The organism is Streptomyces sp. NPDC055815 (genome assembly GCF_053616475.1).
Map to the genome: position 1 here is coordinate 20,393 of NZ_JBSHDU010000001.1, position 23,867 is coordinate 44,259.

The 23,867-nt window shown below is 70.2% G+C and carries 26 protein-coding genes; 13 read left to right on the forward strand and 13 right to left on the reverse strand.

The genetic code is table 11. From position 1 onward, the window contains the following. Positions 1 to 11: 11 nt before the first annotated feature. Complete coding sequence (locus tag ACWGN5_RS00145) at positions 12 to 545, forward strand: hypothetical protein (protein ID WP_453510154.1); 534 nt, start codon at positions 12 to 14, stop codon at positions 543 to 545. A 432-nt stretch (positions 546 to 977) separates the two neighbouring features. Here ACWGN5_RS00145 and ACWGN5_RS00150 read toward each other — a convergent pair whose 3' ends face one another. Next, a complete protein-coding gene (locus tag ACWGN5_RS00150; RefSeq protein WP_453510155.1) occupies positions 978 to 1,943 on the reverse strand; it encodes a GlxA family transcriptional regulator in 966 nt (321 codons plus the stop codon). A 141-nt stretch (positions 1,944 to 2,084) separates the two neighbouring features. On the opposite strand from ACWGN5_RS00150, the gene ACWGN5_RS00155 reads away from it, so the two are divergent. Then, positions 2,085 to 2,495, forward strand: coding sequence for a hypothetical protein (locus ACWGN5_RS00155; RefSeq protein ID WP_453510156.1), 411 nt, complete (start codon positions 2,085 to 2,087; stop codon positions 2,493 to 2,495). A 284-nt stretch (positions 2,496 to 2,779) separates the two neighbouring features. Here the strand turns inward: ACWGN5_RS00155 and ACWGN5_RS00160 are convergent, their stop codons facing one another. Next, positions 2,780 to 4,117 carry an aminotransferase-like domain-containing protein gene (locus ACWGN5_RS00160; protein WP_453510157.1) on the reverse strand — a complete coding sequence of 446 codons (1,338 nt, stop codon included), beginning with the start codon at positions 4,115 to 4,117 and terminating at the stop codon, positions 2,780 to 2,782. A gap of 94 nt (positions 4,118 to 4,211) precedes the next feature. Between ACWGN5_RS00160 and ACWGN5_RS00165 the strand changes: the two genes are divergently transcribed. Continuing rightward, positions 4,212 to 4,835 (forward strand): DJ-1/PfpI family protein, encoded by a 624-nt coding sequence (locus tag ACWGN5_RS00165; protein ID WP_453510158.1) that lies wholly within the window; start codon positions 4,212 to 4,214, stop codon positions 4,833 to 4,835. Positions 4,836 to 5,082: 247 nt separating this feature from the next. On the opposite strand, the gene ACWGN5_RS00170 is transcribed toward ACWGN5_RS00165, so the two are convergent. Both ACWGN5_RS00170 and ACWGN5_RS00175 read right to left on the reverse strand, forming a co-directional pair. Further along, the gene (locus ACWGN5_RS00170) at positions 5,083 to 5,736 is read right to left on the reverse strand and encodes a hypothetical protein (RefSeq protein ID WP_453510159.1); all 654 of its coding nucleotides are present in this window, start codon (positions 5,734 to 5,736) and stop codon (positions 5,083 to 5,085) included. Beyond that, complete coding sequence (locus tag ACWGN5_RS00175) at positions 5,733 to 6,359, reverse strand: hypothetical protein (protein WP_453510613.1); 627 nt, start codon at positions 6,357 to 6,359, stop codon at positions 5,733 to 5,735. Before ACWGN5_RS00175 ends, ACWGN5_RS00170 begins: the two co-directional genes overlap by 4 nt. Before the next feature lie 314 nt (positions 6,360 to 6,673). Here ACWGN5_RS00175 and ACWGN5_RS00180 point away from each other — a divergent pair, with 314 nt between their 5' ends. Further along, on the forward strand, positions 6,674 to 7,321 hold the full coding sequence (locus ACWGN5_RS00180; RefSeq protein ID WP_453510160.1) for a PadR family transcriptional regulator: 648 nt from the start codon (positions 6,674 to 6,676) through the stop codon (positions 7,319 to 7,321). A 192-nt stretch (positions 7,322 to 7,513) separates the two neighbouring features. Continuing rightward, complete coding sequence (locus ACWGN5_RS00185; protein WP_453510161.1) at positions 7,514 to 8,722, forward strand: FAD-dependent oxidoreductase; 1,209 nt, start codon at positions 7,514 to 7,516, stop codon at positions 8,720 to 8,722. Positions 8,723 to 8,917: 195 nt separating this feature from the next. On the opposite strand, the gene ACWGN5_RS00190 is transcribed toward ACWGN5_RS00185, so the two are convergent. From ACWGN5_RS00190 to ACWGN5_RS00200, 3 genes are all read right to left on the reverse strand, one after another. Beyond that, positions 8,918 to 9,301, reverse strand: a complete 384-nt coding sequence (locus ACWGN5_RS00190; protein ID WP_453510162.1) for a nuclear transport factor 2 family protein — start codon at positions 9,299 to 9,301, stop codon at positions 8,918 to 8,920. Between the two features lie 493 nt (positions 9,302 to 9,794). Then, complete coding sequence (locus ACWGN5_RS00195) at positions 9,795 to 10,376, reverse strand: YoaK family protein (protein WP_453510163.1); 582 nt, start codon at positions 10,374 to 10,376, stop codon at positions 9,795 to 9,797. Positions 10,377 to 10,740: 364 nt separating this feature from the next. After that, on the reverse strand, positions 10,741 to 11,124 hold the full coding sequence (locus tag ACWGN5_RS00200; RefSeq protein ID WP_453510164.1) for a hypothetical protein: 384 nt from the start codon (positions 11,122 to 11,124) through the stop codon (positions 10,741 to 10,743). 70 nt (positions 11,125 to 11,194) lie between these two features. On the opposite strand from ACWGN5_RS00200, the gene ACWGN5_RS00205 reads away from it, so the two are divergent. Continuing rightward, positions 11,195 to 11,875 carry a hypothetical protein gene (locus tag ACWGN5_RS00205; RefSeq protein ID WP_453510165.1) on the forward strand — a complete coding sequence of 227 codons (681 nt, stop codon included), beginning with the start codon at positions 11,195 to 11,197 and terminating at the stop codon, positions 11,873 to 11,875. Between the two features lie 477 nt (positions 11,876 to 12,352). On the opposite strand, the gene ACWGN5_RS00210 is transcribed toward ACWGN5_RS00205, so the two are convergent. After that, positions 12,353 to 12,949, reverse strand: coding sequence for a TetR/AcrR family transcriptional regulator (locus tag ACWGN5_RS00210; RefSeq protein WP_453510166.1), 597 nt, complete (start codon positions 12,947 to 12,949; stop codon positions 12,353 to 12,355). A 75-nt stretch (positions 12,950 to 13,024) separates the two neighbouring features. On the opposite strand from ACWGN5_RS00210, the gene ACWGN5_RS00215 reads away from it, so the two are divergent. Genes ACWGN5_RS00215 through ACWGN5_RS00225 form a run of 3 tightly spaced genes read left to right on the forward strand, consistent with a single transcriptional unit; the run spans position 13,025 to position 15,065 of the window. Continuing rightward, positions 13,025 to 13,717 carry an NAD(P)-dependent oxidoreductase gene (locus tag ACWGN5_RS00215; RefSeq protein WP_453510167.1) on the forward strand — a complete coding sequence of 231 codons (693 nt, stop codon included), beginning with the start codon at positions 13,025 to 13,027 and terminating at the stop codon, positions 13,715 to 13,717. A gap of 29 nt (positions 13,718 to 13,746) precedes the next feature. After that, complete coding sequence (locus tag ACWGN5_RS00220; RefSeq protein WP_453510614.1) at positions 13,747 to 14,118, forward strand: pyridoxamine 5'-phosphate oxidase family protein; 372 nt, start codon at positions 13,747 to 13,749, stop codon at positions 14,116 to 14,118. A 35-nt stretch (positions 14,119 to 14,153) separates the two neighbouring features. Beyond that, positions 14,154 to 15,065, forward strand: a complete 912-nt coding sequence (locus tag ACWGN5_RS00225) for a haloalkane dehalogenase (RefSeq protein ID WP_453510168.1) — start codon at positions 14,154 to 14,156, stop codon at positions 15,063 to 15,065. Between the two features lie 135 nt (positions 15,066 to 15,200). On the opposite strand, the gene ACWGN5_RS00230 is transcribed toward ACWGN5_RS00225, so the two are convergent. Further along, positions 15,201 to 16,169, reverse strand: coding sequence for a DUF5937 family protein (locus tag ACWGN5_RS00230; RefSeq protein ID WP_453510169.1), 969 nt, complete (start codon positions 16,167 to 16,169; stop codon positions 15,201 to 15,203). A 78-nt stretch (positions 16,170 to 16,247) separates the two neighbouring features. On the opposite strand from ACWGN5_RS00230, the gene ACWGN5_RS00235 reads away from it, so the two are divergent. Both ACWGN5_RS00235 and ACWGN5_RS00240 read left to right on the forward strand, forming a co-directional pair. Next, positions 16,248 to 17,102 (forward strand): alpha/beta fold hydrolase, encoded by an 855-nt coding sequence (locus ACWGN5_RS00235; protein ID WP_453510170.1) that lies wholly within the window; start codon positions 16,248 to 16,250, stop codon positions 17,100 to 17,102. 163 nt (positions 17,103 to 17,265) lie between these two features. Beyond that, positions 17,266 to 17,880, forward strand: coding sequence for a DUF3995 domain-containing protein (locus ACWGN5_RS00240; protein WP_453510171.1), 615 nt, complete (start codon positions 17,266 to 17,268; stop codon positions 17,878 to 17,880). Between the two features lie 143 nt (positions 17,881 to 18,023). Here the strand turns inward: ACWGN5_RS00240 and ACWGN5_RS00245 are convergent, their stop codons facing one another. Both ACWGN5_RS00245 and ACWGN5_RS00250 read right to left on the reverse strand, forming a co-directional pair. Beyond that, positions 18,024 to 18,605 (reverse strand): dihydrofolate reductase family protein, encoded by a 582-nt coding sequence (locus ACWGN5_RS00245; protein ID WP_453510172.1) that lies wholly within the window; start codon positions 18,603 to 18,605, stop codon positions 18,024 to 18,026. Positions 18,606 to 18,763: 158 nt separating this feature from the next. Next, positions 18,764 to 20,506: an N-acetylmuramoyl-L-alanine amidase gene (locus tag ACWGN5_RS00250; RefSeq protein ID WP_453510173.1), complete on the reverse strand. Its 1,743-nt coding sequence runs from the start codon at positions 20,504 to 20,506 to the stop codon at positions 18,764 to 18,766. Between the two features lie 597 nt (positions 20,507 to 21,103). Here ACWGN5_RS00250 and ACWGN5_RS00255 point away from each other — a divergent pair. Beyond that, positions 21,104 to 21,877 carry a glycosyltransferase family 2 protein gene (locus ACWGN5_RS00255; RefSeq protein WP_453510174.1) on the forward strand — a complete coding sequence of 258 codons (774 nt, stop codon included), beginning with the start codon at positions 21,104 to 21,106 and terminating at the stop codon, positions 21,875 to 21,877. A gap of 135 nt (positions 21,878 to 22,012) precedes the next feature. On the opposite strand, the gene ACWGN5_RS00260 is transcribed toward ACWGN5_RS00255, so the two are convergent. After that, complete coding sequence (locus tag ACWGN5_RS00260; RefSeq protein WP_453510175.1) at positions 22,013 to 22,453, reverse strand: hypothetical protein; 441 nt, start codon at positions 22,451 to 22,453, stop codon at positions 22,013 to 22,015. A gap of 479 nt (positions 22,454 to 22,932) precedes the next feature. Between ACWGN5_RS00260 and ACWGN5_RS00265 the strand changes: the two genes are divergently transcribed. Beyond that, positions 22,933 to 23,331 (forward strand): NTP pyrophosphohydrolase, encoded by a 399-nt coding sequence (locus ACWGN5_RS00265; protein WP_453510176.1) that lies wholly within the window; start codon positions 22,933 to 22,935, stop codon positions 23,329 to 23,331. A 43-nt stretch (positions 23,332 to 23,374) separates the two neighbouring features. On the opposite strand, the gene ACWGN5_RS00270 is transcribed toward ACWGN5_RS00265, so the two are convergent. Beyond that, positions 23,375 to 23,746, reverse strand: coding sequence for a hypothetical protein (locus tag ACWGN5_RS00270; protein WP_453510177.1), 372 nt, complete (start codon positions 23,744 to 23,746; stop codon positions 23,375 to 23,377). Positions 23,747 to 23,867 lie beyond the last annotated feature (121 nt).

A 23,867-nucleotide genomic window follows, 5' to 3' on the forward strand; every position in this document is an offset into this window, starting at 1 on the left:
AGAGTCTCCCTGTGGACGTCAACAGCTGGTTCGAGGTCGAGGACCCGGAGGAGTACGGCGAGGAGCCCTGGGACTTCGACGAGGCCGAACTCGCCTTCCTGGCAGCCCTGCGAGCCCGGGCCGCTGATTGGCAGGTGCCGTGGGCTCCCAGCCAGGTCGGACGGCCCGAGGACGAGTCGTCGTTCCTCGTCCATATCAGCCTTGTCGATGAGGCGCGCCGACTCGTGCTCGCCGAGTGGGCCGTGCACTTTTACGGCACACACGTGCTGGCCGGGAAAGTCTGCGACCAGCTCTTCAACCTTCACGATTCGCCCGAGCATGGCTTCTTCCGGGCCTCCGGCACGGTCGAGGAGCTCGCGGAGCGGTGCGCCGGCTGGTTCGAGAGCCTGTTGAGCCGCCCTGTCGTCCGCGTCGAATGGCCATTCAAGGATGGGAAGCACGCGACCCACTGGGAGTTCGCCGACACAGGCGAGATCCTGGCGACGCGCGGCTCCATCCCCGCCGACGGCTCGTCCCCGGCCCACCGCCTCCCGGTCCGTCCCTGATCCGCCGGACACTGCCTAGGCGATTCGCCCTCCCGCGCGCTGAGCTACCGCCCTCCTGGGGCTGTGTCGTGAGTCGTAGTTCTGGGCGGTCCGAGGGGCCGGCCGCTGCGGCGCGTATCTGGGGCGCGACGCAGCTGCGCTCTCGGAGTGGACTTTGATCGGGACGGACGCTGACGATCGAGGTAGGTGTGCTGAGTATGTTCGAGCGGCAGAAGGTCCTCCGGCCGGTGCTGCAGCCGCTGCCAGGAGCGCCAGGATGAGGGGGCGGTCGGGGCCGAACCAGGTCTCGGGAGCTGGTACTCATCGAGGGGATATCGGCTCGACACTCCTCAGGGTTCTGATCACCTCGGCCTGCTATGCCCGCGCGGCGGGGAGCACCTTCGTGCGCATCATCCGGGCGAGCCCTGGGTCCTGTTGGTCGCCCCGCACGCCTCAGGCCGGGCGCATCGCCGCCCGGTAGCGGGACGGGGCGATCCCGAACCGTTCCGTGAACGCCTGCCGCAGCGCCTCGGCGCTGCCGAAGCCGCAGCGCGCCGCCACGCCGGCCATCGGCAGAGTTGTCGAGGCAAGCATGTGCGCAGCGGCCTCGGTGCGGGCCTGCCGGACGTAGCGGCCCGGCGACCGGCCCAGCTGCTCCGTGAAGAGGCGGGTGAGATGGCGGGGCGTCACCCCGGCCCGCGAGGCCAGCGCCGTCGTGCTCAGGTCGTCCTCCGGGTGGGCCGCGATGTGCTCGACCAGCGCGCGGACCCCGTCGTCAGGGGCCGACGGGGTTGCGGTGAACAGGCTCATCTGTGCCTGGTTCCCGGGCCGTTGCAGATACACCACGAGGTCTCGGGCTACCTGGCGGGCCAGTTCGGGGCCGTGGTCCTCCTCGACGAACGCGAGGGTGAGGTCCAGCGCGCTCGTCACCCCGGCCGCCGTGTAGACGTGACCGTCGCGGACGTAGATCGGGGCCGGGTCCACTCTCACCTTGGGGTGCCGCTCGGCGAGCTGACGGGCGAAGCGCCAGTGGGTGGTCGCACGACGGCCGTCCAGGATCCCGGCGGCTGCCAGTACCCCCGCACCCGTGCACACCGACGCCACCCGCCGGCTCTCCCGCGCCAGCCGGCGCACGTGCCCGACGAGCCGCATGTCCGACGCTGCCCGCTCGTACCCCGTACCGCCGGAGACGATCAGCGTGTCGAGGGGGCCGTTCAGTCGTTCCAGCGACCGTTCACTGCCCCGGACGAGCCCCGAGCCGCAGACGAGGGGACCGCCGCCCGGACCGGCGAGGAGCACGCGGTACGGGACCTCGGGCGCACCGATCCCGTTGGCCATGGCCAGGGTTGTGGTCACGCACGCGATGTCCAGCAACTCGGCGGCCTCGTAGCCGACCACCACCATGAGCCTCTCCGCCATGCGCCGACCCTATGCCGGAAGGACGGGTACCCCAAGGGAAAGGACATGGTGGCCGGACACCGCTTCCCGCCGACCCGGACGCCCCCGGACCGTGGTTCTCGCCCACATTCCTCCGTACGCCCGCACGCGGGAGGCACCCGGATGCACACGATCGCGCACCGCTGGCCCACCTTGTTCGCCCTGGCCCTGGCGGCGCTGACCTTCCTCGACGGCCGCCCCGCGCCGGAGTTCCTCGCGGGAGTGCTGGCCGCGATGCCGCTGTTCTACCTGCTCTTCGGCGTGCTTCGGGGCGAACTGCGCCGCCCTGGCATCCTCGCTGGACAGCTCGCCGGCCTCGTCGGCTTCGCCGCCGTCGCCCTGTCGGCCGTTCTCCTGAACGGCACCCTCGCCCTGCTCGTCCTCGCGGCCGGCTGGCTGGGCCACGCCGTCTGGGACGCCGTCCATTACGCAAGAGCCCAGGTGGCGCCCCGGCAATGGTCCGAATGGTGCGGTGTCTTCGACGCCTGCGGTGCTCTGGCCCTGCTGCTCGCCGCCGCTGCGGTCACCGGTTAGCGGAAGCGCTGCGCAACCGTGGCCCCGCGCCAAGCACCGAGGTGTTTCCGTATCTCAGCGACGTCGCTTGCCGGTCGAACCAAGCGTTCTCGCCGCTGCGCAACAGACTCTCGGCTCCGCTGCAGCCCGGTCGTGAGGGGTCTGTTGGCGTTGCGGGCCGGATCGCGACCGACTGGTCGCCCAGCGCGCCGCTCTCACCGCAGCCGACCGAATGGGGGTCATCCTGGATCCGTACGGGATGAAGGGGTGCGCCCCGCAGCTCGGCGCCGAGCGTGCAAGTGGGGTCAGGTGAATGGGTCTTCGATGGCAAGGCGCCGTACCGTAGACAGCGTCGAGCGGAGGCTGTCCAGGTCGGTCGAGCCCAGGGCGAGGCGAATCGCCTGCGGCGGGTGGGCCGAGGTGGTGAACGGCTCCGCCGTGGAGACCGAGATGCGGTGACGCGCGAGGGTGGCCGTCAGGCGGTCGGCGCGTGCGTCGTCGGGCAGCGGCACCCAGGTGAAGTAGGACGAGGGATGGCCGACCAGCGGTAGCCCTGCCAGTTCTTGCACGGCGATGGCCTGGCGGGCCCTCGCGTCGTCTCGCTTCTGCGCCTCCAACTGGTCCACCGTGCCGTCATCGAGCCAGTGGCAGGCGATCGCGGTGGTCAGGGCCGGGGTGTTCCATGTGGTCGCTCGGATCGCGCGTTCGAGTTGCGGCACCGTGGTCGTCGGGGCGAGGACGAACCCGACCCGCAGGCCCGTGGCGACGCTCTTGGACAGCCCTGAGACGTAGACGGTGATGTCCGGTGCGGTCGCCACCAGCGGCGGTGGGGGGTTCTCGACCAGGTAGGCGTACGAGGCGTCTTCGATGATGAGCACGCCGTGCCGGCGGGCGATCCCGATCAGGCGGACGCGGTCGGTTTCCGTCATGACCCAGCCCAGGGGGTTGTGCAGGGTCGGCATGGTGTAGATCGCGCGCACCGGTCGGGTGGCGCACAGCTTCTCCAGGGCGTCGAGGTTCGGCCCGTCGGCGGTGGTGGGGATGGGTTCCAGGTCGAGGCGGAATGCCTGTGCAAGCACCTTGAATCCGGGATAGGTGAGTGCGTCGACCGCGACGACGTCGCCTGCGTTGAGCGTGGCCATGACCGTGATGGCCAGGCCCTGCTGCGCGCCGTTGACCACAAGGACTCGGTCCGGGTCAGCCGTGATTCCCCGGCGCCGCAGGTGCCGTGCGATCGAGGCCCTGTCCTGGGGTCGGCCCGAGTGCGGCTGGTAGTGCAGCAACGAGTCGAGATCACCGGAGACGGCGACTTCTCGTAGGGCCTGGCGCAGGAGGCCGGACTGGCCGGGCAGCGACGGATAGTTGAAGTTGAGGTCGACTGCGTCCGTGGCGACGAGCTGGCGGTCGATGCCCTGGCCGGGTGGCACCGCGAGGTCGCGCACGAACGTGCCGCGGCCCTGCTCCCGGCTGACCAGGCCCATGGCCTCCAGTTCGGCGTACACCCGCGTCGCGGTCACCACCGCGACGCCCTCACGGGCTGCCAGCGCGCGGTGGGTCGGCAACCTCGCGCCCGCCGCGAGTCGCCCCGTCCTGATGTCGGAGGCGAATGCGTCGACCAGAGCCTTGTAGCGTGGGACTGCCATGGACCGAAGTGTACCCATGACAATTCTTTGACTGTCCTGCTCGCGGGTCCGTACCGTCGCGGTCATTCCACGCCCGCCTGGAAGGACAGCCGCCATGCACATCGCCATCCTCACCTTCGAGGGGTACAACGAGCTCGACTCCCTGATCGCGCTCGGAGTGCTCAACCGCATCAAGGCGGACGACTGGCGCGTCACGATCGCCACCCCCAGCCCCAAGGTGACGTCCATGAACGGGGTGGTCATCGAGCAGATGTCGACCTTGGAGGAGGCGTGCACCGCTGACGCCGTCATCATCGGCAGCGGCATCGCCACCCGTGAGGTCGTCGAGGATCCGGCGATCATGAATGTCCTGCGGGGCCTGGACCCCTCGCGCCAACTCATCGCGGCACAGTGCTCCGGCGCGCTCGTACTGGCCAGGCTCGGGCTGCTCAACGACATCCCCGCCTGCACCGACCTGATCACCAAGCCCTGGGTCGTCGCCGCCGGCATCGAAGTGCTCAACCAGCCCTTCTACGCCAAGGGCAACATCGCCACCGCCGGCGGCTGCCTGGCTTCGCACTACCTCGCCGCCTGGATCATCACCCGGCTGAAGAGCAAGGAAGCCGCCGAGGACGCACTGCACTATGTCGCCCCGGTCGGCGAGAAGAACGAGTACATCGAGCGCGCCTGGCGCAACATCACCCCCTACCTTCCCGCCCCCACTCCGGCGCTCGCCTGACGCTTCACCGCGAGCCTCCAGCCCCTCGGCGGCCCACTGACAGGTGGCCGCCGGGGCGGGCTACATCTACTCACGCAGGTCGGGGTCGGCCTTCTGACGGTTCGAAGCGCGCGGGTTTTCCGGACTCCTGAGCGTTGGCAGGCCGGATCCTGTACGTCAGCCCTTGGCCGTGGTGGTCCTGCGGGTGGGTTCGTCGTGATGTACGGGCCTGGGCTTCCCGAGCGTTCGCCGTGCGGCATCCGAGTCGCTATCTCGTAGGCCAGTGTGGGTTCGGCGTGCCGTCATCGCTCATGTGCGCCCGCCGCCAGATCCCGTTCCAGTTGAACGGGGTATCCGGTACGAACCGGTGCCGGCGGCCGCACGGACATGGCGCCAGCGCCCACGCGCACCCACGGCAGAGCTCGACCCGGCCATGCCCGGTCGAGTTCAGCACTCGCGGTCCCTCGTCCCCACAAGCCGGGCAGCCGGGCAGATCGGCGCCGTCCAGAAGCGCGTTCTGTCGCCGGACGTACTCGGGCAGTCGCAGCGACGGGTGGCGAAACGGGGCTTCATACCATGCACGTTCCGGGCTCTCCCACCAGCTCCGCAGCCACCACGGCCGAGGGTTCGGTACGGCCCGCCGCCCGGCCTGCTTCTCCGCGCGACGCTGCACGGCGTACTCCCCTGCCCGCGCGAGCCACAGCACCCGCGCCTCGTGCAGTTCCTCCACCGCCCGCGCCAGCGCGTCCGGGTCCGCCTCCAGCCGTCGGGGGATCGCGGCGCTGAGCGTGAGATGGTGGTACGTCGCCCGCAGGCCGTACGGAGCGAAAACGGTGAGGCAGGTGCGCAGCGCGCTGTGCCGCCGGTGGACGGGGAGCCGAGCGTCGTGCACACGCGCCCGGTGGGTCAGGAAGCTGGTCATGCTGTGGGCTCCAGGTCCAGTGCCCGGGCCAAGGCGGCCGTGACGGCGGCGGCGTGTGTCGGGAGTTGTTCTTCGGCCCAGGCGCCGGCAAGGCTGTGGAAGTCCCGCAAGTCCGCCTCGGCACCGGTGACGAGCGCGCGTACCTGGTCCACCGGCAATGCGATCACCGGGCTTCCGTCCTTCGCGTCGGCGTCGGCGTCGAGAGTCAGCCGGACGTTGTCGCCGACACGCTCGGCCGCCGAGGACGGGTCGTGGCCGAAGGAGGAGAAGCCGGTGCCGTCCAGCACCTCCCGCCAGTCCCGCCACGTCTCCAGGCCGTTGCAGCAGCCCGGCTCGACGAAGACGGTGCCGGTAGCTGTGTCAGTCACCCGGAACCCGCCGGCGGCGAAGAGGTCGGGCATGGTGAGCAGCCCGTGCAGGAAAGCGCCGAGCGGGTCGGTCGGGCACGGCCCGTGTTCCTCCTCCGGCTCGAAGTCGTTGCAGTCGGCGATCCGCTTCACCGCCGTGCCGACCTCCGCGGGAGTCAGCTTCCCGTCCAGTACGAGGTAGCCGTACGACTCGTACTCGCGAACCGGCCAGAGCGCGAAGTCGTCTGCGGCGAAGATCTCCAAAACGGGTTGCATCACGATCACACCGGGATGATGCCGGACCCGCTGCGCCACCGCCACGGGCTTTCGCTGCGAACGCTTCGTTGAGGATCCGGTCCTGGCGCAGGCGGTTGAGGGTCTGTCGTGATCGTGACCAGCAGGTGGGGGTTGGCGCTGGTGGGCCAACGTTGGTGACGGCAGGTGAGCCGATCGGTGTCCAGGCCGCCGGCGGCGGCAGCGCCGGGACGGGAACACCCCTGTGGGACAACACGACGGGCCGAGGGGATGACGCGGATCCCGTCGATCCCTATACTCGTAGACGAGTACTCGGATACGACTATGGAGCTGTGGTGAAGCGGCGCAAGGTTTCCAATCTGCTCGGGCTGGCGGTGCTGTCGTCGCTACTGGAGCGGCCGATGCACCCCTACGAGGTGGCCTCGGTGCTGCGGGCCCGGGGGAAGGAGGCCGACATGGAGATCAAGATCGGCTCTCTCTACACGGTGGTGGGGAACCTCTCCCGGCACGGCTTCATCGAGGTCGCGGAATCCGGCCGGGAGGGCGCCCTGCCCGAGCGGACGGTCTACCGGATCACCGACGCGGGCCGCGCGGAGCTGCTGGACTGGGTGCGGGAGCTGATCTCCACCCCGCAGGCGGAGCCACGCCGGTTCAAGGCGGGCCTGTCGGTGTTCGCGGTCGTGGGCCCCGACCAGGCCGCAGCCCTGCTGCGGGAGCGCCTCGCGGCTCTGGAGGAGGGCACCGAGGCGCTGCGCGCGGCCGCGGCCGAGCACGCCGCTTTCGTGCCGCGGCTGTTCCTGGTCGAGGACGAGTACGAGATCGCCATGCGCGAGGCGGAGCAGGCGTGGGTTCGCGCGCTGCTCGAGGAGTTGACGTCCGGATCGTTCCCGGGCCTGGCCGAGTGGCGGGCCTGGGAGACGACCGGTCGGGCCCCGGCCGCGATGCCGGGGCCGGAGGACCGGGGGGCGCCCTCGGCGAGCTGATCAAGGGGGCCCGGCGTGGTGTTGCAGCACCGACGCCGGGCCCGTCGTATCCCGAACCAGTCACCTGGACAGGAGAATCCGGCCACGAGATGGCAACGGCAACGATAGCCGGACTCTCCACCCGGGCGGTACACCGCGCCCCGGTGCGCACGCGCGCCCCGGAGGCATCATCCGTTGGGAGAGATGACAGACATGAGCAAGACGAGCAAGGTACGAACCGCGCTTGTCGTCGGCGGCGGGATCGCCGGGCCGGTGACGGCCATGGCGCTGCGCAAGGCCGGCATCGAGGCGACCGTGTACGAGGCCTACCCGAGCCCCACCGAGGGCGTCGGCGGCACCCTGACGCTGGCACCCAATGGCCAGGCAGCACTCGAACTCCTCGGCCTGGGACGGGAGGTCGCGGAGATCGGCCTGCCGATCGTGGGTACGGCACTGTCGTTCGCCAGCAAGAAGATCACCATCCCGCAGCTCGACGGTGTCGCCCCGCCGCTGCAGATCCACCGCAACGACCTGCACCGGGTGCTGCACCAGGCCGCTACCGCGCAGGGCATCCGCATCGAACACCGCAAGCGCCTGACCGGCGCCGAGCAGGACGGGACCGGGGTCACCGCGCACTTCGCAGACGGCGGCAGCGCCCGGGCGGACCTGCTCATCGGCGCAGACGGAGTCCACTCCACGGTGCGGGCGCTGATCGACCCCGGCGCACCCGGCCCGCAGTACACCGGCGTCCTCGGCTTCGAGGCGGCGGTGGACCACCCCGTCCCCGGGCCGGCCGGCGTCACGCACTTCGCGTTCGGCCGGCGGGCCTATTACCTCTACTGGCGCGAGGCCGACGGCCGCACCCGGATCGGCTTCAACCTCCCGCACGACACCCCGATGCGCCTGAGCGAGGCCCGTACCGTCCCCGCGGCACAGTGGCTGCGGGTGCTGCGCGACACATACGGTCAGGACGCCCCCGGGGGCGCTCTGGTCCGTGCGGTCGACCCGGAGCAACTCCAGGTCAACGGCTCGGTGTGGATCATGCCGAGCGTGCCGCGCTGGCACAGCGGCCGGATGGTGCTGGTCGGCGACGCCGTGCACGCCCCGTCCAACAGCTCCGGCCAGGGTGCTTCGCTGGCAGCCGAGAGCGCCGTCGAGCTGGCCCGGGCGCTGCGCGACCTGCCGGTCGAGCAGGCGTTGCGCGCCTACGAGCGGGCCCGCCGCCCCCGGGTGGAGCAGATCGCCGCGCAGGCCAGGAGGGTCAACCGGGTCAAGGCCCCCGGGCCCGTCGCGGCCGCGGTCATGCCGGTACTGATGCGGGTGCTGGTGAAGGTCGCCATGAACCCCGAGCGCAACTTCGGCCCGACCTGGCGCCACCGCATCGACTGGGACCAGCCGGTCGGCCCGGCCGCCGGCCACTGAACCCGTCCGGCGTGCGGGATCCCCGACCACCCCTCCCGCACGCCGACCGCCCGCGGCCCGGGCGAAGCGGGGAACGGATGCAGGTGCCGTCGGCCACCCAGTGCCCGTGAGGGCCATCCCCGCGCGAGCGGGGAGCAGAGCGACCAGGCCCCGTCGGGCGCTTCATCGTCCATGTCGGTGATTCCGGAGATCCGCTCAGAACATGGTGTTTTCATTCTTGGAGGTGGGTGGGATGGCCTGGAGGACGTCCCAGTGTTCGACGATCTTGCCGTCGGCGTCGAAGCGGAAGATGTCGATGCCCGCATAGTCCTCGTCGCCTGGCCAGGTCTGGTGGCAGTGCAGGATGACGTGGTCGCCGTCGGCGAAGTCTCGCTTGTACTCGACGTGCTTGCCGGGGTACTCGGCCGCCATGCGCTCGAAGTAGTCGATGAACGCCTGCTTGCCGTCACCGACGTGCGGGTTGTGCTGGATGTAGGTGTCGCCGGCGTACTGGTCGATCGCCTCGGCGGGCCGACACTGGTTGAACATCAGGTCGTAGAACGCCTTGGCTGTGGCCTTGTTCTTCTCCGGGTCGCTCATGACGCCACCGTAGGCGCGGGAGCTGGATACAGCGCGATCAGTACGTCGAGCAGGTGGCAGGCGGAGTGGCGGAACGGGCACGACGCGGTCCGCGACGTCGGCGAGGGTGTGGGCTGGGTGAGGTCGACGCGTACGAGACGTGCGGCAGCGAAGAGGGGAGGACGAGGTGTCTGGATCCGGGGCCGAATTCCCGGGCCAAGAGGCGGGTGCCGTCGCGCCAACTCCTCGATGCAGCCCTCCCCCCTGTACGCCTCCCTTCACCCCGCGACCACCTCAGCCTCAGGCAGCGACACGCCCACGTACCCCTGCTGCGCCCGCGGGCGCGGGAATCAGGAGATACGAGTCGTACGCGTCGGCGCGGGCCGGCCAGTGCTTGGGCGACCGTGACAGCACCGGACACAGACGCGGGAGGCGTCGCCACCGGGCGGCGCCGTTCTGCCAAGGCAGACCGACGCGAGAGCGCCGGACCGGCCGGCACGACCAGCCTCCCGCTCTAACGCCACCGGCCTGCGGCGAGTACGACAACGATCAACAGCACCAGGACCGCGACGAGCACCCCTTCCACTCCGGTGCGTGCATACAGAAGCCCGCCGGACAGGGCACCTGCGGCGAGCAACGCCACCGACACCCCACGCCGCACAGTCGCCGGCCCCGGGCGGTCCGCCGCCAGCCCCGTCAAGGTCCGGGTCATGACAGTGGTCGTCAGATCAGGCACGCCCAAACGGTGCACCACAGCATTCTGCAGGCCCATGCCGGAGGCCAGAGGGACCAGCACCGCGTAGCGCCCCCAACCCGCCACCTCTGCGGCAAGGGCGATCGCGACCAAGAACGTCTGCACCGCCATCAGTGGCACGAATAGCCTTCCCGCCTCCGCCTCCCGACGCCACGCACCGCCCGCCAGTACCCCGGACACGAATGCCGTCAACGCCACGGCCGCAGCCAGGGCCGACAGCTGGGCGACACCGGACAGCGCGAACCCGAGAAAGACCACGTTGCCGGTCATGTTGGCCACGAAGACCCGGCCGACCCCGAGGAAACTCGCCGCGTCGACCAAGCCACTGACGAACGTCAACACGAGAAGCAGTGGAGCGAACCTCGCATGGCGGTGGCCCTCGGGAAACATCCACCGCCCTGCCGCCCCTCCCCTCCCGCCCCCGACCGTCCTCCTCACCCACTTCACCACCACAGTGGACCAGAACCCACGACAGCCCGCGAACGAACCACAGCCAACGAGAGCACGCCCCCACACGCCTCATCGCGCCCTCCCCTCGGCACCCCCAAGGTCGGACCACAACACGGCCGTCACCGGCCCGCCACCACACCGACCTGAGGGCGCACCCATCGCGTCATCTGGCGGAACAAGCACACCGCCGACAAGCGCTTCAAAGCCCTGGTGAGCAGGGCCGACGCCGCCTGACCCGCCACGGCAGCAGACTGCGTCACCAACGGTGCAGGAAGCTCCGGACGTCGTCGTAACCGTCGACGGCCCGGCCGTCCACGTCCGCCGGGTCGGTTTCGGCCCGCGTCGAAAGCGACTGCGCCAGCGCGAGGGCTTCATCGCTGAGGCGCCCGAAGCGCCGGGCGGTGTGCCCCAGGCACAGGCCGGCGAGCCCGAGCAACGGACTGCCCGACACAGCCCGCGTCCCCACCTGCACGCACCAGTGCTCGACGAACTCTGCGTCGTCGTCGTTCAGCGCGGCCCCGACCAGCACATCCGCCGCCTCGCCTTCCGCCGAACGGTCACACAGAGCACGCTCCAGCGTCTCGACCACCACATCGTGAGGCAGCGCGGGAGGGTTCTCGAAGCTCAGATGGGAATGCACCCCGCGAGACTAAGCGGAACCCGTCCGGCAGGACGGGGCGAGCGTTGCCTGATGCGGCACTGGGGTCGTCGTGAAAGTGCTGGTCACAGGCATCGAAACGCAGATGCTGGCCAGCATCGACGTGTGGCAGGGTGCTCACATGTCCAACGGCGTCTCCTATCCCGTCTTCCGCACGTCCGACCCGGCAGCGGCCCTCGCCACGGGGCGCCGGCTCCTCGCGCTGGGCGATCGGGACTACGCCCAGGTATCGGTGGACGTGGAGCTCTGCACGGTCGCGGAGGTGTGGGAATTGCGTCGGGTGCTGCCGGATGCCTGGTTCCGCACGGAGAACGAAGAGTTCTGGGCGAGGGAGTTCAGTGACGGGCAGGCGGGCTTTCGGTGCGACTGGCACGCGGCCGAGCTTTCCGAGGATGCGGATGGCCTCGTTCCCCTGCTCCCGCTCTGGGCGTCGATGCTGGACCAGCCGGTCGGCAGCGTCGAGGACGCCTTCACCGCGTTGGTTGGCGCGAGATACGGCTCGATCCGCTGGGACCAGGTGATCTGGCCCGCGGTGCCAGAGCGCGGGTACGACGGGCGGGTCGAACACGACGGGGTCACCCTCGTCTTCAACTGCGACGACGCGGGAACCACCCGACACATCGGGACCCACACCGTGTGCGTCGACGTCCGCGAGACCGGGGACTCACAGAGCTACGCCGCCTGGCTGGCCGAGCAGATCGGCCAAGCGGTCATCGGCCCGCCGTACGATTAGGACCCGTGTGAGAGTGATGGTTACGGCCATCCCGCACTCCACAGCGTGCCGCTGCTTGTAGTCGTCCTTGTCGAACTTCGGCGGCCGACCTCCGCGCGATCGGCGACCCAGGCGGTTGCGGACCCTGTCCGCCGGGACCGGGATGGTGGCCTTGATCCCGCGTATACGCAGGTAGGAACGGTTACTGCGGGAGTCGTACGCCATTCCGGCGGCGTGCTGGTAGGCCCGGCAGACGGTCGAGTCAAGCCGCGGCCGTCACAGACGGTATGGGGCTCTGCGCGGGCACCGCACCGCATCGCGCACACGGTCAAGGCGGGCTCGGACGCCGCGGATCGGTTCGCCTTCACGGCAGTTGTGCCAGAACTCGGCGTTCGGGTTCTGGCGCGACTTCAATGCAGTCCCTGCTCGCTGTAGCTGTTGTGCCCCCCCCTCGCTCGCTGATCCCTTTCGTCTCCGCGTGGGCGCCCCGAGCAGCCGTCACGCGGTGCGCGGCCGGGGGCCCAGGGCTGCGCGGAGTGCCGGGATCAGTGCGCGGCGGGTCTCGGAGGGGGTGAGGGTGGCGGGGGTGGGGAGGGGGTTGAGGTAGCGGGTGTAGATGAGGCCGCCGAGGATGGTCACCACGGCCGTGGCGCGGGCGGTCGCATCCCGGCCGCCGAGAAATTCAACAAGCCGGGCCAGCAACTCGTGTTCCAGGTATTCGCGGATGACCTCCGCGGCCTCGTCGCCCTGCTCGGTGAGCCGACGGAAGTCGGCGTCCTCCCACAGATCCGTCACCGCGTCGATCAGACGGCCCGGGAGTGTGGCCGGGTCGCCGCCCAGGACGTCGTCCACCGCGAGCGCGTTGGCGCACTGGAACTGCATCACGTCCGCGAACAGGCCCTTCTTCGAGCCGAAGTGGTACGAGATCAGCGCAGCGTCCACTCCGGCGTGCCCGGCCACCGCGCGCAAGGTGGTGCGCCGGTAGCCGCGTTCCAGGAACAGAGCGCGGGCCGCCGAGACGATCGACTCGCGGGTCGGCGGGTTGCCTCGCGGGCGGCCTCGGGTCCGGGCGGGGGCAGGGGCGGCGTTATTCATCAGCGTTGAGCCTGCGTTTCGTGATCGGCACAGTCAAGGGCGTTCCGACCATCACACGAAGGGATGCCCGGCATCATGCGTATCGCAGTCTTCGGCGCCAACGGACCGACCGGCCGCCACCTCACCGACCAAGCCCTCGCCGCCGGCCATGAGGTCGTGGCAGTGACCCGCCGGCCCGGCTCCCTCTCCGCGCGGCCCGGTCTCACGGTGGCCGTCGCCGACGCCACCGACCCGGCGGCTGTCCACGCCGCGCTCGGCGGGACCGACGCCGTCCTGTCCGCGCTGGGTGCGCGCTTCAGCAAGGACACCATCACCACGTACTCGGCGAGCGCCACCGCCATCACCGAGGGCATGGCCCGCCACGGCATCAAGCCGCTGCTCGTGGTCAGCTCCAGCATCGCCGATCCGAACTGGCGCCCCACCGGCGCGCACTTCTTCAACCACGTGCTCGACCCGCTGGTCAACCGACGTCTGGGCCGCACCCTCCACGAGGACATGCGTCGCATGGAGGCCGAGATCCGCGCCACGGACCTCGACTGGACCCTCGTACGGCCCTCGGGCCTCTTCGAGCACCCCGTCGTCACCGACTACCGCACTGCCGAGACGAGCGCCGACGGCGTCTTCACCGCTCGCGTCGACCTCGCCGCGAGCATGCTGCGCGAGCTGGAGGAGCGGCGGTACGTCCGAACGGCCATGGGCGTCATCACCACGGCAGTGAAGCCCAACATCGCCAAGCTGATCTGGAACGAGGGCGTGAAGAAGAAGTGAGCCGGGCGACCGTCGAACTCCCGGGTGGCATGCAGGGGTTCCTCACCCGCCCCCACACGGCGACGCTGACCACCCTGCGCCCCGACGGCACCCCGCACGTCGCCCCCGTCCGCTTCACCTTCGACGCGGCCACCGGTCTGGCCCGCGTGACCACCCGGGCGGGAGCCCGCAAGGCCCGCAACGTGGCAGCAGCCGGCCCGGTGGCCCGTGTCGCGCTCTGCCAGGTGGACGGCGTGCGCTGGGCCACTCTCGAAGGCCGGGCCACCGTCACCGACGACCCCGTACACCTGGCCGAGGCGATCCGCCGATACACCGCCCGCTATCGAGCCTCCCCGCCCGCCCCACCGGACCTGGTCGTCATCGAGATCGCCGTCGACCGCGTCCTGAGCCTCAACCTCTGACTCGCGCGCGACGAGTCCCCGATACGCGTTCCCCGTTGAATTTTCCCCATCACCGAAAGAGAAGTGACACCGCCATGCCCACCCTCCCCGTCCTCGACTCGACCCTCCACTACCGCGAGTCCGGCGACCCCGACGGCCTGCCGTTCGTCTTCCTCCACGGCAACCCCACCTCCTCCCACCTGTGGCGCAACGTCCTGCCCGGCGTGGCCGCGCCCGGTCGCCGCCTTCTCGCCCCCGACCTCATCGGCATGGGCGACTCCGGGAAACCCGACCTCGCCTACTCCTTCGACGACCACGCCCGCTACCTCGACGCCTGGTTCGACGCCCTCGGGCTCGACGAGGCCGTCCTCGTCGGCCACGACTGGGGCGGCGCCCTCGCGTTCGACCGCGCCGCCCGCCTCCCGGGCCGCGTCCGTGGCCTCGCCTTCACCGAGACGATCATCAAGCCTCTCGTCGGCGACGAATTCCCGCCCGCCGGGCGGGAGTTGTTCACCCTCCTGCGCACCCCCGGGGTCGGCGAGGAGATGGTCCTGGAGAAGTCGCTGTTCATCGAGGGGCTCCCCGGCACGCTCGCCACCCCGCTCGACCCCGTCGACCTGGAGGTCTACCGCCGCCCGTTCCCGAGCCCACAGAGCCGTCGTCCGATACTGGCGTGGACGCGCATGATGCCGCTGGACGACGAGCCCGCCGATGTCGTGGCCCGCGTCGAGCGCTACGACGCCTGGCTCGCCGCCAGCCCCGAAACGCCCAAGCTGCTCGCCGCGTTCGAGCCGGGACCGGGCGCGATGACCGACCAGGGGACGGTGGCCTGGTGCGAGGAGAACATCGCCGGCCTGGAGATCTCCCGCCATGGGGTCGCCGGCCACCACTCCCCCGAGGACCGCCCCGAGGAACTCGCCGCGGCGATCAGCGACTGGGCCGACCGCCACGGGCTGACGCGCCGGTAGGCCTCCTCGCCGAGCGCCGAGCGCCGATCGCCGATCGCCGATCGCGAGGCCGGCTTGGCGCCTTGTCGGGGAGAGATCGCGGTCGGATGCCTCCGGCACGATGTGATGGGTGACTGAGGGCGAGGCCGGCCCGGGTCAGCCCAGCGGCTCGGCCGTGAGCGCCGTGCCTGTACGGGTACGCAGGTGTACCGCCGTACGGCCCGTGCGGCGGGTCGCCACCAGCCCCGCACCGCGCAGCGCGCCGAGGTGCTGGGAGACGGCACTGGCGGTCACACCCAGGCGGGTGGCGAGATCGGGGGTGCTCAGCGGTTCGCCGAGCTCGGCGAGCAGTGCGGCGCGCGTTCGGCCGAGGACGGCGGTGAGGCCGGCGGACGTCGCGCGGGGCTTCTCCCAGAGCAGCCCCACACCGGACGCCGGGTAGCGGATGGAGGCGGCAGTGCGCGGGGAGTAGTCGACGATCACGTCCGGCCAGCCGAAGACGGACGGGATCAGCATCAGCCCGTGTCCCTCCGCCTCGACCGTCCACACCACATCCGGACGGCGGCGCCCGTGCACCACCAACTCGCCCTCCCGCCACACCACATCGCCGTGCAACTGAGCGAAGAGCCCCTCCACCCCGCCGTCCACCAGCGCCAGCGCGCGTCGGCCCAGGTCCGCCTCCAGCACGGCCCGCATCCGCCCCCAGTGCGGCGCCACCAGCCGGGCGTGGCAGCGCGTCAGCGCGTCGGCGACCCGTTCCAGCAGCACCGCCGGCCCCGGCAGCTTCCCGGCCCGGGCGGAGCCGAACGCGGCGACGCACTCCTCCGCGACGTACGCCGGGTCCATCGCCCGCAAACCCGCCAACTCGGCCTCGAACGCCGGCAGGCGCTCCTGCGGCACCGGGAACAGGAACGACGGCAGACAGCCTTCGAGCAGCGTCCGCAGCAACGGCAACTCCGGCTCCTGCGCGAGCACCGGCTGCACCTCGCGCACCCACGGCCGGTGCACCTCGTGCCCACCGACACCGAGCGCCGCCCGCACCCCCAACACCGTCTCGGCCAGCGGCGACAGAGCGAGCCGCACCCGCGCCACCTCGGCCGCCGAGAGCCGGATCTCCACCGCCATGCCCACCCCTACCCTCTGATCGTTTAGCCGTGGCTGAACGATAGCCGGGTCTGACCAGTACCCCGCAGGCTGTCCGCCATGGAATTTCTCACCTCGTACGACGGCACCACACTCGCCTTCCGCTCACTCGGCGACGGCCCGCCGCTGCTCTGCCTCCCCGGCGGCCCCGGCCGCGCCGCCGAATACCTCGGCGACCTCGGCGGACTGTCCGCCCACCGCACCCTGATCCTGCCCGACACACGCGGCACCGGCGCCTCGGCGATGCCCGCCGACCTGGCCACCTGCCGAGTCGACCGCCTGGTCGCCGACGTCGAGGCACTGCGCCACCACCTCGGTCTGGACCGCGTGGACCTGCTCGGCCACTCCGCGGGCGGCAGCCTGGCCATGCTCTACGCCGCCGCCCACCCCGACCGGCTCACCAGCCTCACCCTGGTCACCCCGTCGTTCGCCGCCGTCGGACTGCCCTCCGACACCGGCGAGCAGGAGGTGATCGCCGCCCGCGCGGCCGAGCCCTGGCACGCAGAGGCCGCGGCGGCGCACCGGCACATGAAGACCGCGAAGACGTTCGCAGAGGCCGCGCCGTACCGATTCGCCTTCGAGCCGCTGATGTACGGCCGCTGGGACCAGGCCGCCCGCGCCCACGCGGCCGCCGACTCCGCCCAGCGTGCGCTCCCCGTCAGCGAGCACTTCTACAAGGACTACACGCCCGACACCGAGGAACTCCGGCGCCGCCTGGGTGCCCTGTCCTGCCCGGTACTGCTCCTCGCGGGCGAGAGGGACCTGTGGCCCACCGCCAGGTCCGCCGCCGATGCCGCGTCACTCTTCCCCCACGTGACACTCACCGTCCAGCCGGGCGCCGGTCACTACCCGTGGCTGGACGACGCGCGGGCCTTCACTGCGGCGGTAGAGGGCTTCGTCTCCAGGGTCAGCTGACAGCACGTACCGAGCAGCGTGCTGCCACCCGCCACCGCCGTCGACCGGCAGGCCGGCGGCTCGTCCAGCCGTCGGCGGGATCAAAGGTGACTCCCCCGCGCGGGGGAGCGTGATCGTTCGTGCGAACGAGGCTCCTTCGTCGAGGTTCGGCAACGGTGGGGTCGTGACGATCAAGCATTCCTTGGGCGATGCAGTGCATCCGGCCCTGAGTTGGCCACTCCGCCTCCGACTGGGCACGTGGCCCGGGTTCGCCGTTGCGGCATGGGGGTTCCTCTTCGCGGTCCCCAGTTTCGTCTGGGCGTTGGGCGGCACCTTCGGTGTGCAGGCGACGGTGGCTCCGTCACTGGTGAAGCTTGCCCATGACCGGGTGACGTGGTTCCTGGCCGTGCTGTGGGTGACCGGTTTCCTGAAGCTCGCCGGAGCGGTGATCGGTATCGGTCTGACGCGCCGTCGCGGCAAGTGGACGAGCCGACTCCTGGTGTTCTGCGGCGGCGGCGCGACCGTGCTGCTCGTCTGGCACGGATGCCAGTTCGTGGTCCACGGAGTGCTGGTCGAGGCTGGGGCGCGCGCGGTCGCGCCTGATCTCGTCCTGCTGACCCGCTGGTACCTCTACCTGTGGGGGCCCTGGTTCATCGCTGGTGGCCTGGCCTTTGCCGCGGCCACCACGCGCTATGTCCGCCAACACGACGGCCGGCGTGAGGTGCGTCTGTACGGTTCTGTCGGGGCGCTGGGCGCGTTGCTCCTGTCTTTGGCCTCGGTCGTTACCGGGATTGGTTGACGGTTACAACGGAGCTGGACAACCTCGCCGTCGCCGGAAGTGCCAGAGGGCCGCACGGAAATCCGCTCCACCCAAGCGGACGAGGAGATCAAATCTTGAGCCACCGTTCGCAAGGGACCTCTTCGCTTACCCGCTCAGTTCGGTCAACGGCGCACCCGATAGCGCAGGTGAAGCACCCGGTTGCCCCGAATCACCACGTCAGGATCCTCCAACAGGTGCTGCGCGTGGACCGACCCGAAGTAGCGCTTGCCGGACCCGAACACGACGGGTACGACGTCCATGCGCACCTCGTCAACCAGGCCCGCGGCAAGCATCTGGCCGCCGACGTCGCCGGCGGCGACCTCGACCACGCGGTCACCCGCGAGCTCCTGCGCCTTGGCCATGGCTGCCTCGACGCCGTCGACGAAAGGAAACGGCGCCTCGGGGTCCCAACCCTCGGGCATCGGCCGGTGCGACACGACGACCACGTGGTCGATCCCGCCCGGAGGCTTCCCGTCCCAGCCGTCCGTCAGGTCGAAGACGTGGCGGCCGGCGATCGTGACGCCGATCTGGTCCCAGTACGGCCGGGTGTAGTCATAGGACGTCTGCGACACCTTCAGCACGCCGCTCTCGTCCAACGGGACGTCACCGTTCGTCAACCACTCGAACAGCGGTCCGGGCTGGTCATTCTCGTCCGCGACGAAGCCGTCCACCGACACCGAGCTGTACATGACCACCTTGCCCATAGGGCTCTCCTCTGCTTTGACGTGCCCCAAATCAGCGTGTCGTGAACTGTCGCCCTTGTGGGAACCCCCGACCGACCCAGCCCGGTGAGCCGGCCAGGCGCCCAGGCACCGAGGCGCCGGGCGCCATCTCCACTGCGAACCGCGGGTCTTCTCCGGTGTCAGCGCCCTGTCTCCGCGGTGCTCACCGTAGCCAGGCGCCGGTTGTACTGGATCACTTCGTACTTCTGGTCACCGGTGACCACAACCTCGCGGCGCGTGGGTGTGGCGGGGAAGAAGTCGTCGGCTCCCACCGGGGTGCGAGCGGCCACGTACGCCTGCCCTTGGGGGAAGGAGTACACGCCGAACTTCGTCTGTGCCGATGCGGGCAGTCCCTGGGGGTACTCGTCGGCGCGAGGGTAGGCCGTGGTGTAGAGGGAGACCGACTTCACCCCGCTCGCGGGACGAACGATCCGCGCGTTCGGGGCGAGGCGCGTGTTCACGCCGGCCGGGTTGTGGATCCATCCCTTCCGCCCACCGAACCAGATGGCGGTCCAGTCGCCTCGTACATCGGCGACCACGAATTCCTGCCCCCACACCACGGTGGATCCCCAGTCGTCGATGTGGTCGGTTCCCGCCGACCCGTCCGGACGCAGGGCGAGGTCGGAGACGAGCGGGGCGTCGCCGCGGGGCTCCGTGCGGACGTAGAGGAGGTTCGAAGGCTGTGTCTGGGTCCGGCACGTCGAGGCGCACACCGTCACCTTCTGCGCGTTCTTGCCGTACGTCGGGGCGATCGTGACCGCCTGTCCGATGGCGATTCTTCCGCTCGCCTGCCCTCCCCCGGCCTCGAGCGCCAGGCGGTGATCGGCGTCCAGGAGAGCCATGAACTTCTCCCAGTCCCAGTAGGGGCCCGGGTCCCAGTGTGCGTCCGGCGCGCGGGACGGCCTCGGTGGGAGGACGTTGTCGTGCCCGATGATGTGCTTCCGGTCCAGTGGGACGTCGAAGCGCCGTGCCAGGTAGGCCACGAGCGCGGCAGTCGCCTTGTACTGGGCGGGAGTGAACCAGGTGGGTCCCTGGGCGGCGTATCCCTCCAGTTCGATACCGATGCCGTGCAGGTTGACCCAGTAGTTGCCGGCGTGGAATGCGATGTCCTTGGTGGCGACCATCTGCGTCGCCTCGCTGCCGTCGGCCTTCATCACGTAGTGCGCGGAGACCCCGCTGGCGGGGTCCTGGAACCAGCTGACTCCCCCGTCATAGGACCCTTCGAGGTCATGGATGACGATGAAGTCGACGTCCATGCCGTTCGAGTTCCGCGCGGACACCTGGTAGTTCGAAGAGGCAGCGGGAACGAACCGGCAGTCCAGCTCGCTGGGGCACTCCGGCACTGCCGCCGCGGCCTGCGTCCGCAGGCCCAGCGACGCGAGCTGTGACCTCGCCGGACGCACCGACGGCGTCTTCGGCAACGACACCCTCTGGCCGTCCTTGCGCACCTTCTGCCTGCCGCTGCGGATCGCTTCGAACACCCCGTCGGCGAACCGTCCGGCCGCGGCGGTGTCGGGGGCCTGGCTGTAGTGCGCCACTGCCCCGTACCAGCTTCCCGGGTCGAGCGGCATCTCCCGGCTGATCCGCCGTTGGTACGAGGCGAGCAGTGCGGCGCCGCCGCGAAGGTTCTGCAGTTCGTCCCGCTGGAGAGCCTGGGGCGCGACGCCGATCATCGCGGCGGCAGCCTGCAATGTGTGCTCGGACGGGTCGTCGGTGCCCGTGGCGTCCACCGGCCCTTCGCCGGGGCGATGCGCGTACGTTCCCCCGGACGTCGTGTCCGTCAGGTGCATCGGACCGTAGCCACCCTTGGTGCTGGGGCGGCCGTCGTTGGCCTCCCACCACGAGGACTCGTAGCTGACTCCGAGAAGCACTTCCTTCGGCACACCGAATTCCGCTGCCGCTTGCTCGGCCGCCCGCTCGAAGCCGCCGGGTGTCGCGTCGGCGGGCCGCGCATTCCCAGCGGTGGCACATCCCCAGATGAGGGCCACCGCCAGTCCCGCAGCGCCGAAACCCCGGTGACGCCTGTGTCTTCTGGTCACACCCTGTCCATTTCGCTATGGCGGTCGTCGTTCGGTCAACGCCGATGGCGCGGCCGCCACCATCCTTTGGACGGAAGCCTCACGGTCCCACCGACACGCCCAACACGCCCACGCCCGTCACCACAGCAGAGCAGTGACCACGCATGCGGCGACCACGGTGCCGCCGACGATCAGCACGGCGAACCTCTTGGTGGCCTGGAGCTCGAGGATCGGCCCGAGACGGTGGATGATCCGCCCACGGTGATCACCGCGATGCCGAACCCGGCCAGAGCTGCCGCGTCGGCGGTGACGGAGCAGGCCCCAGAGTCCAGCACCACCCGGAGCCGCGCGGATGTCAGCCCCGCACAGCCCTGACCTGTGACAACAACATGCGTGGCAGCTCCCACTACGATTCCAGTGCTTGAATGGAACGTCGTCTTTGACCGAGCGAGGAGAAGCGCTGTGCCCCTGGTGTCCGTCGTCATGCCTGTGTACAACTCGGAGGCGACGCTCGGCGCAGCGGTTCGGTCGGTACTGTCGCAGACCCACACCGACCTGGAGCTGCTGGTGACCGACGACAGGTCTTCCGACGGCTCCATGGACCTGCTGACGGAGTTCGCCCGTCAGGACGAGCGCGTCAAGCCGGTATCAGCACCGGAACAGGGTGGTGCCGGGCGCGCCCGCAACCTCGCGATCGAGCGGGCCCGGGGGGATTACGTCGCCTTTCTCGACAGCGACGACCTGTGGCTTCCGGAGAAGACCGCGCGGCAGCTCGAGTTCGCCGCTGAGGCTGATGCGCCCTTGACCTTCACCTCCTATTACAAGATGGACGCCGACTACGACGGCGAGAGCACCGACTTCGTCCCCAACGGACGGGTGATCCGCGCGCGGGAGCACGTGGACTACCGGGCGATGCTGGTGCGGGACTACATCGGCGCTCTGACCGCCATGTACGACCGGAGAGTCCTCGGCACGCGGCTGATGCCGGAGATGCGAAAGCGGCAGGACTACGCCCTATGGCTGTCGATCATGCGGGACGGTGCTGACGCCCGGGGCCTCGCCGAGCCGCTCGCCGTGTACAGGGCACACCAGGCGGGATCACTTTCTTCCAACAAGATGTCGCTGATCCCCTACAACTGGGAGCTGTACCGCGAGCACGAGGGCCTGTCCGTCCCCCGTGCAACGCGGGCGCTGGCCGGCGCTGTGTGGCAGTCGCTGCGCAACTCGCGGATCTAGAGGGTGTCGCGGAAGGCTCAGTACTGGGCCTTCTGCCTGTATGAGTGGGGCGTTGCGGGCTGAGCCGGTGTGGGTGGAAACCCTCGTTGCCTCTGTCGTCGACGATCCGCACCCTCACAACAGCGACCGCCCCCGCTATGCGGGGCGGAGAACGGGATCGATCTTCGCCAGGCTGCCATGCAGCCGACGGGCCCCCCGGGCAACACGATCGTCGGCGTCGGCCGACAGCTCCTCGCAGAGCCGTAGCGCCTCGTCCAGGTCGTCCGAGAAGACGCTGAAAACGTCGACGATTGCGGTATGGATCCAGTCGGCATGGTTGTCCTTGGCGACTGCCAGTGCGGACGCGACGATCGCCAGTCCGGCCTTGTCCTTTCGCCGAAGCAAGCCCTCCGCAGTCCGCCGGGTGACGAAGGTGTCACCAGAATCGAGCACAAGCCCCAGCAGCGGCTCTACGGCCTCCGGCATCTCGGCGAACCCTGCCAGGCTGTGACCGGCATCCGCCCGGTCGCGCCAGTCATCGCTTCGCCCGAGTTCGCCAAGCGTCACGACGACCGCACGCCGCAGGTCACTGTCCACGGATCCGCCCGCCCCTCCCACGATTCCGGTCAAAATATCACCGAGGCGCCATATCGGATGATCGCATGGACAGGTCCTCACAGCACCGTCCGCTGCTGGCGCTCGAGCTGGCTGTGACCCAGCACGGGAAACCGCCCCAAAGCAGTCCCCTATCGCCGCGTGCTCACGTCGTGTGCGGGTCGCCTGGCCAGCTGCAGACACCGCCAGCACTCGGGCGCTCGTGCGTCGGATCCTCGTTCGCGTGGCCACAGGGGCGCTCCGCCTCAGGATCTGGAATGTGCGGATGAGCCTGCGGCGACCCCTGCACGCCGTGTCGCAGGCGAGGGTGCGGCACAAGTGGTGCCCCCGTCCCACTTGTCCTCTCCCCCCACACGTCGCCACGCGGCCTCCCTATTTTCTGCCGTGCCTCGGCGCTCGCTGCCTTGATCGTCACCTGGCTGCCCCCCGTACACACCCTCTCTCTTTGACATGCTGGAGCGGTGAATCCAGAAGATCTGCCTCTTCGTCCCCTGCTCGTGGTCGACGGGGCCAACGTCGTGGGATCCGTCCCGGACGGTTGGTGGCGTGACCGACGAGGAGCCGCCGAGCGGCTGCGTGACCGGCTCGCTGCGACCGGCGGGCCTGCCGACGGGCCGTTTCCCGGCCCGTACGAGATCGTCCTGGTCGTCGAGGGCGGCGCCCGAGGCGTCGCCTCGGTACCCGGTGTGCGAGTCGAGGAGGCTTCCGGCAGCGGCGACGACCTGATCGCCGAGCTCGCCCGCGGCGCGAACGGTCGGCCGTGCCTCGTCGTCACGGCGGACCGGGAGCTGCGTGGACGAGTGGAGCGGGAAGGCGCCAGCTGTGCGGGCCCCCGAAGCGTGCTCCAACCGCCCTCGTAGGGCTCCGGGATCCGTACCCGGACGGTTCGATCCGCCAGCGCCTTCAGGCGCGACCCGTCAGGTCCAGCGGATCAGCCCGACCGAGCACCTCCGCGAGCGGAGTGCCGGTACGAGCGGCGATGGTGCGGCGGGCACGCAACTGCGCACGGGTACGTGGGCGGAACTTGGGCTCTCGCCGACAACCACAGGTCTCGAAGCCTTCGTAACGCAACCCGGCGTTGAGGACCGCCGCGACGACCGACCATGCCTTTCGGTTGCTCCGGCGGGGTGCGGCGAAGTCGTGGCCGGCGCACAGCAACGGCCCGTTGCAGCGCGGGCACGTGTGACCGGCGTCGCGCGGGTGCCGCTTGAAGCTGATCCGGCACGATACGCACGCGTAGTGCGGCTTGTGGTGGACGAAGGCGTAGGTGCACACGCATGGACCGTATCGGCGGCCTTCGCTCGTGGCCAGGGGGCGGGTCGCGGGCGTGGGAGGGGCGTTTCGTGGTCTGATGCAGGCAGTTCGTGTCCGGTCGTATCCTCACCCGGATGGCCTG

Coding starts and splice junctions, on each gene's coding strand:
- ACWGN5_RS00235 (WP_453510170.1), top strand. CDS start 16,248: ATGGAATTTCTCACCTCGTACGACGGCACCACACTCGCCTTCCGCTCA.
- ACWGN5_RS00210 (WP_453510166.1), bottom strand. CDS start 12,949: ATGAATAACGCCGCCCCTGCCCCCGCCCGGACCCGAGGCCGCCCGCGA.
- ACWGN5_RS00215 (WP_453510167.1), top strand. CDS start 13,025: ATGCGTATCGCAGTCTTCGGCGCCAACGGACCGACCGGCCGCCACCTC.
- ACWGN5_RS00160 (WP_453510157.1), bottom strand. CDS start 4,117: ATGGCAGTCCCACGCTACAAGGCTCTGGTCGACGCATTCGCCTCCGAC.
- ACWGN5_RS00165 (WP_453510158.1), top strand. CDS start 4,212: ATGCACATCGCCATCCTCACCTTCGAGGGGTACAACGAGCTCGACTCC.
- ACWGN5_RS00190 (WP_453510162.1), bottom strand. CDS start 9,301: ATGAGCGACCCGGAGAAGAACAAGGCCACAGCCAAGGCGTTCTACGAC.
- ACWGN5_RS00170 (WP_453510159.1), bottom strand. CDS start 5,736: ATGACCAGCTTCCTGACCCACCGGGCGCGTGTGCACGACGCTCGGCTC.
- ACWGN5_RS00245 (WP_453510172.1), bottom strand. CDS start 18,605: ATGGGCAAGGTGGTCATGTACAGCTCGGTGTCGGTGGACGGCTTCGTC.
- ACWGN5_RS00185 (WP_453510161.1), top strand. CDS start 7,514: ATGAGCAAGACGAGCAAGGTACGAACCGCGCTTGTCGTCGGCGGCGGG.
- ACWGN5_RS00230 (WP_453510169.1), bottom strand. CDS start 16,169: ATGGCGGTGGAGATCCGGCTCTCGGCGGCCGAGGTGGCGCGGGTGCGG.
- ACWGN5_RS00155 (WP_453510156.1), top strand. CDS start 2,085: ATGCACACGATCGCGCACCGCTGGCCCACCTTGTTCGCCCTGGCCCTG.
- ACWGN5_RS00220 (WP_453510614.1), top strand. CDS start 13,747: ATGCAGGGGTTCCTCACCCGCCCCCACACGGCGACGCTGACCACCCTG.
- ACWGN5_RS00175 (WP_453510613.1), bottom strand. CDS start 6,359: ATGCAACCCGTTTTGGAGATCTTCGCCGCAGACGACTTCGCGCTCTGG.
- ACWGN5_RS00150 (WP_453510155.1), bottom strand. CDS start 1,943: ATGGCGGAGAGGCTCATGGTGGTGGTCGGCTACGAGGCCGCCGAGTTG.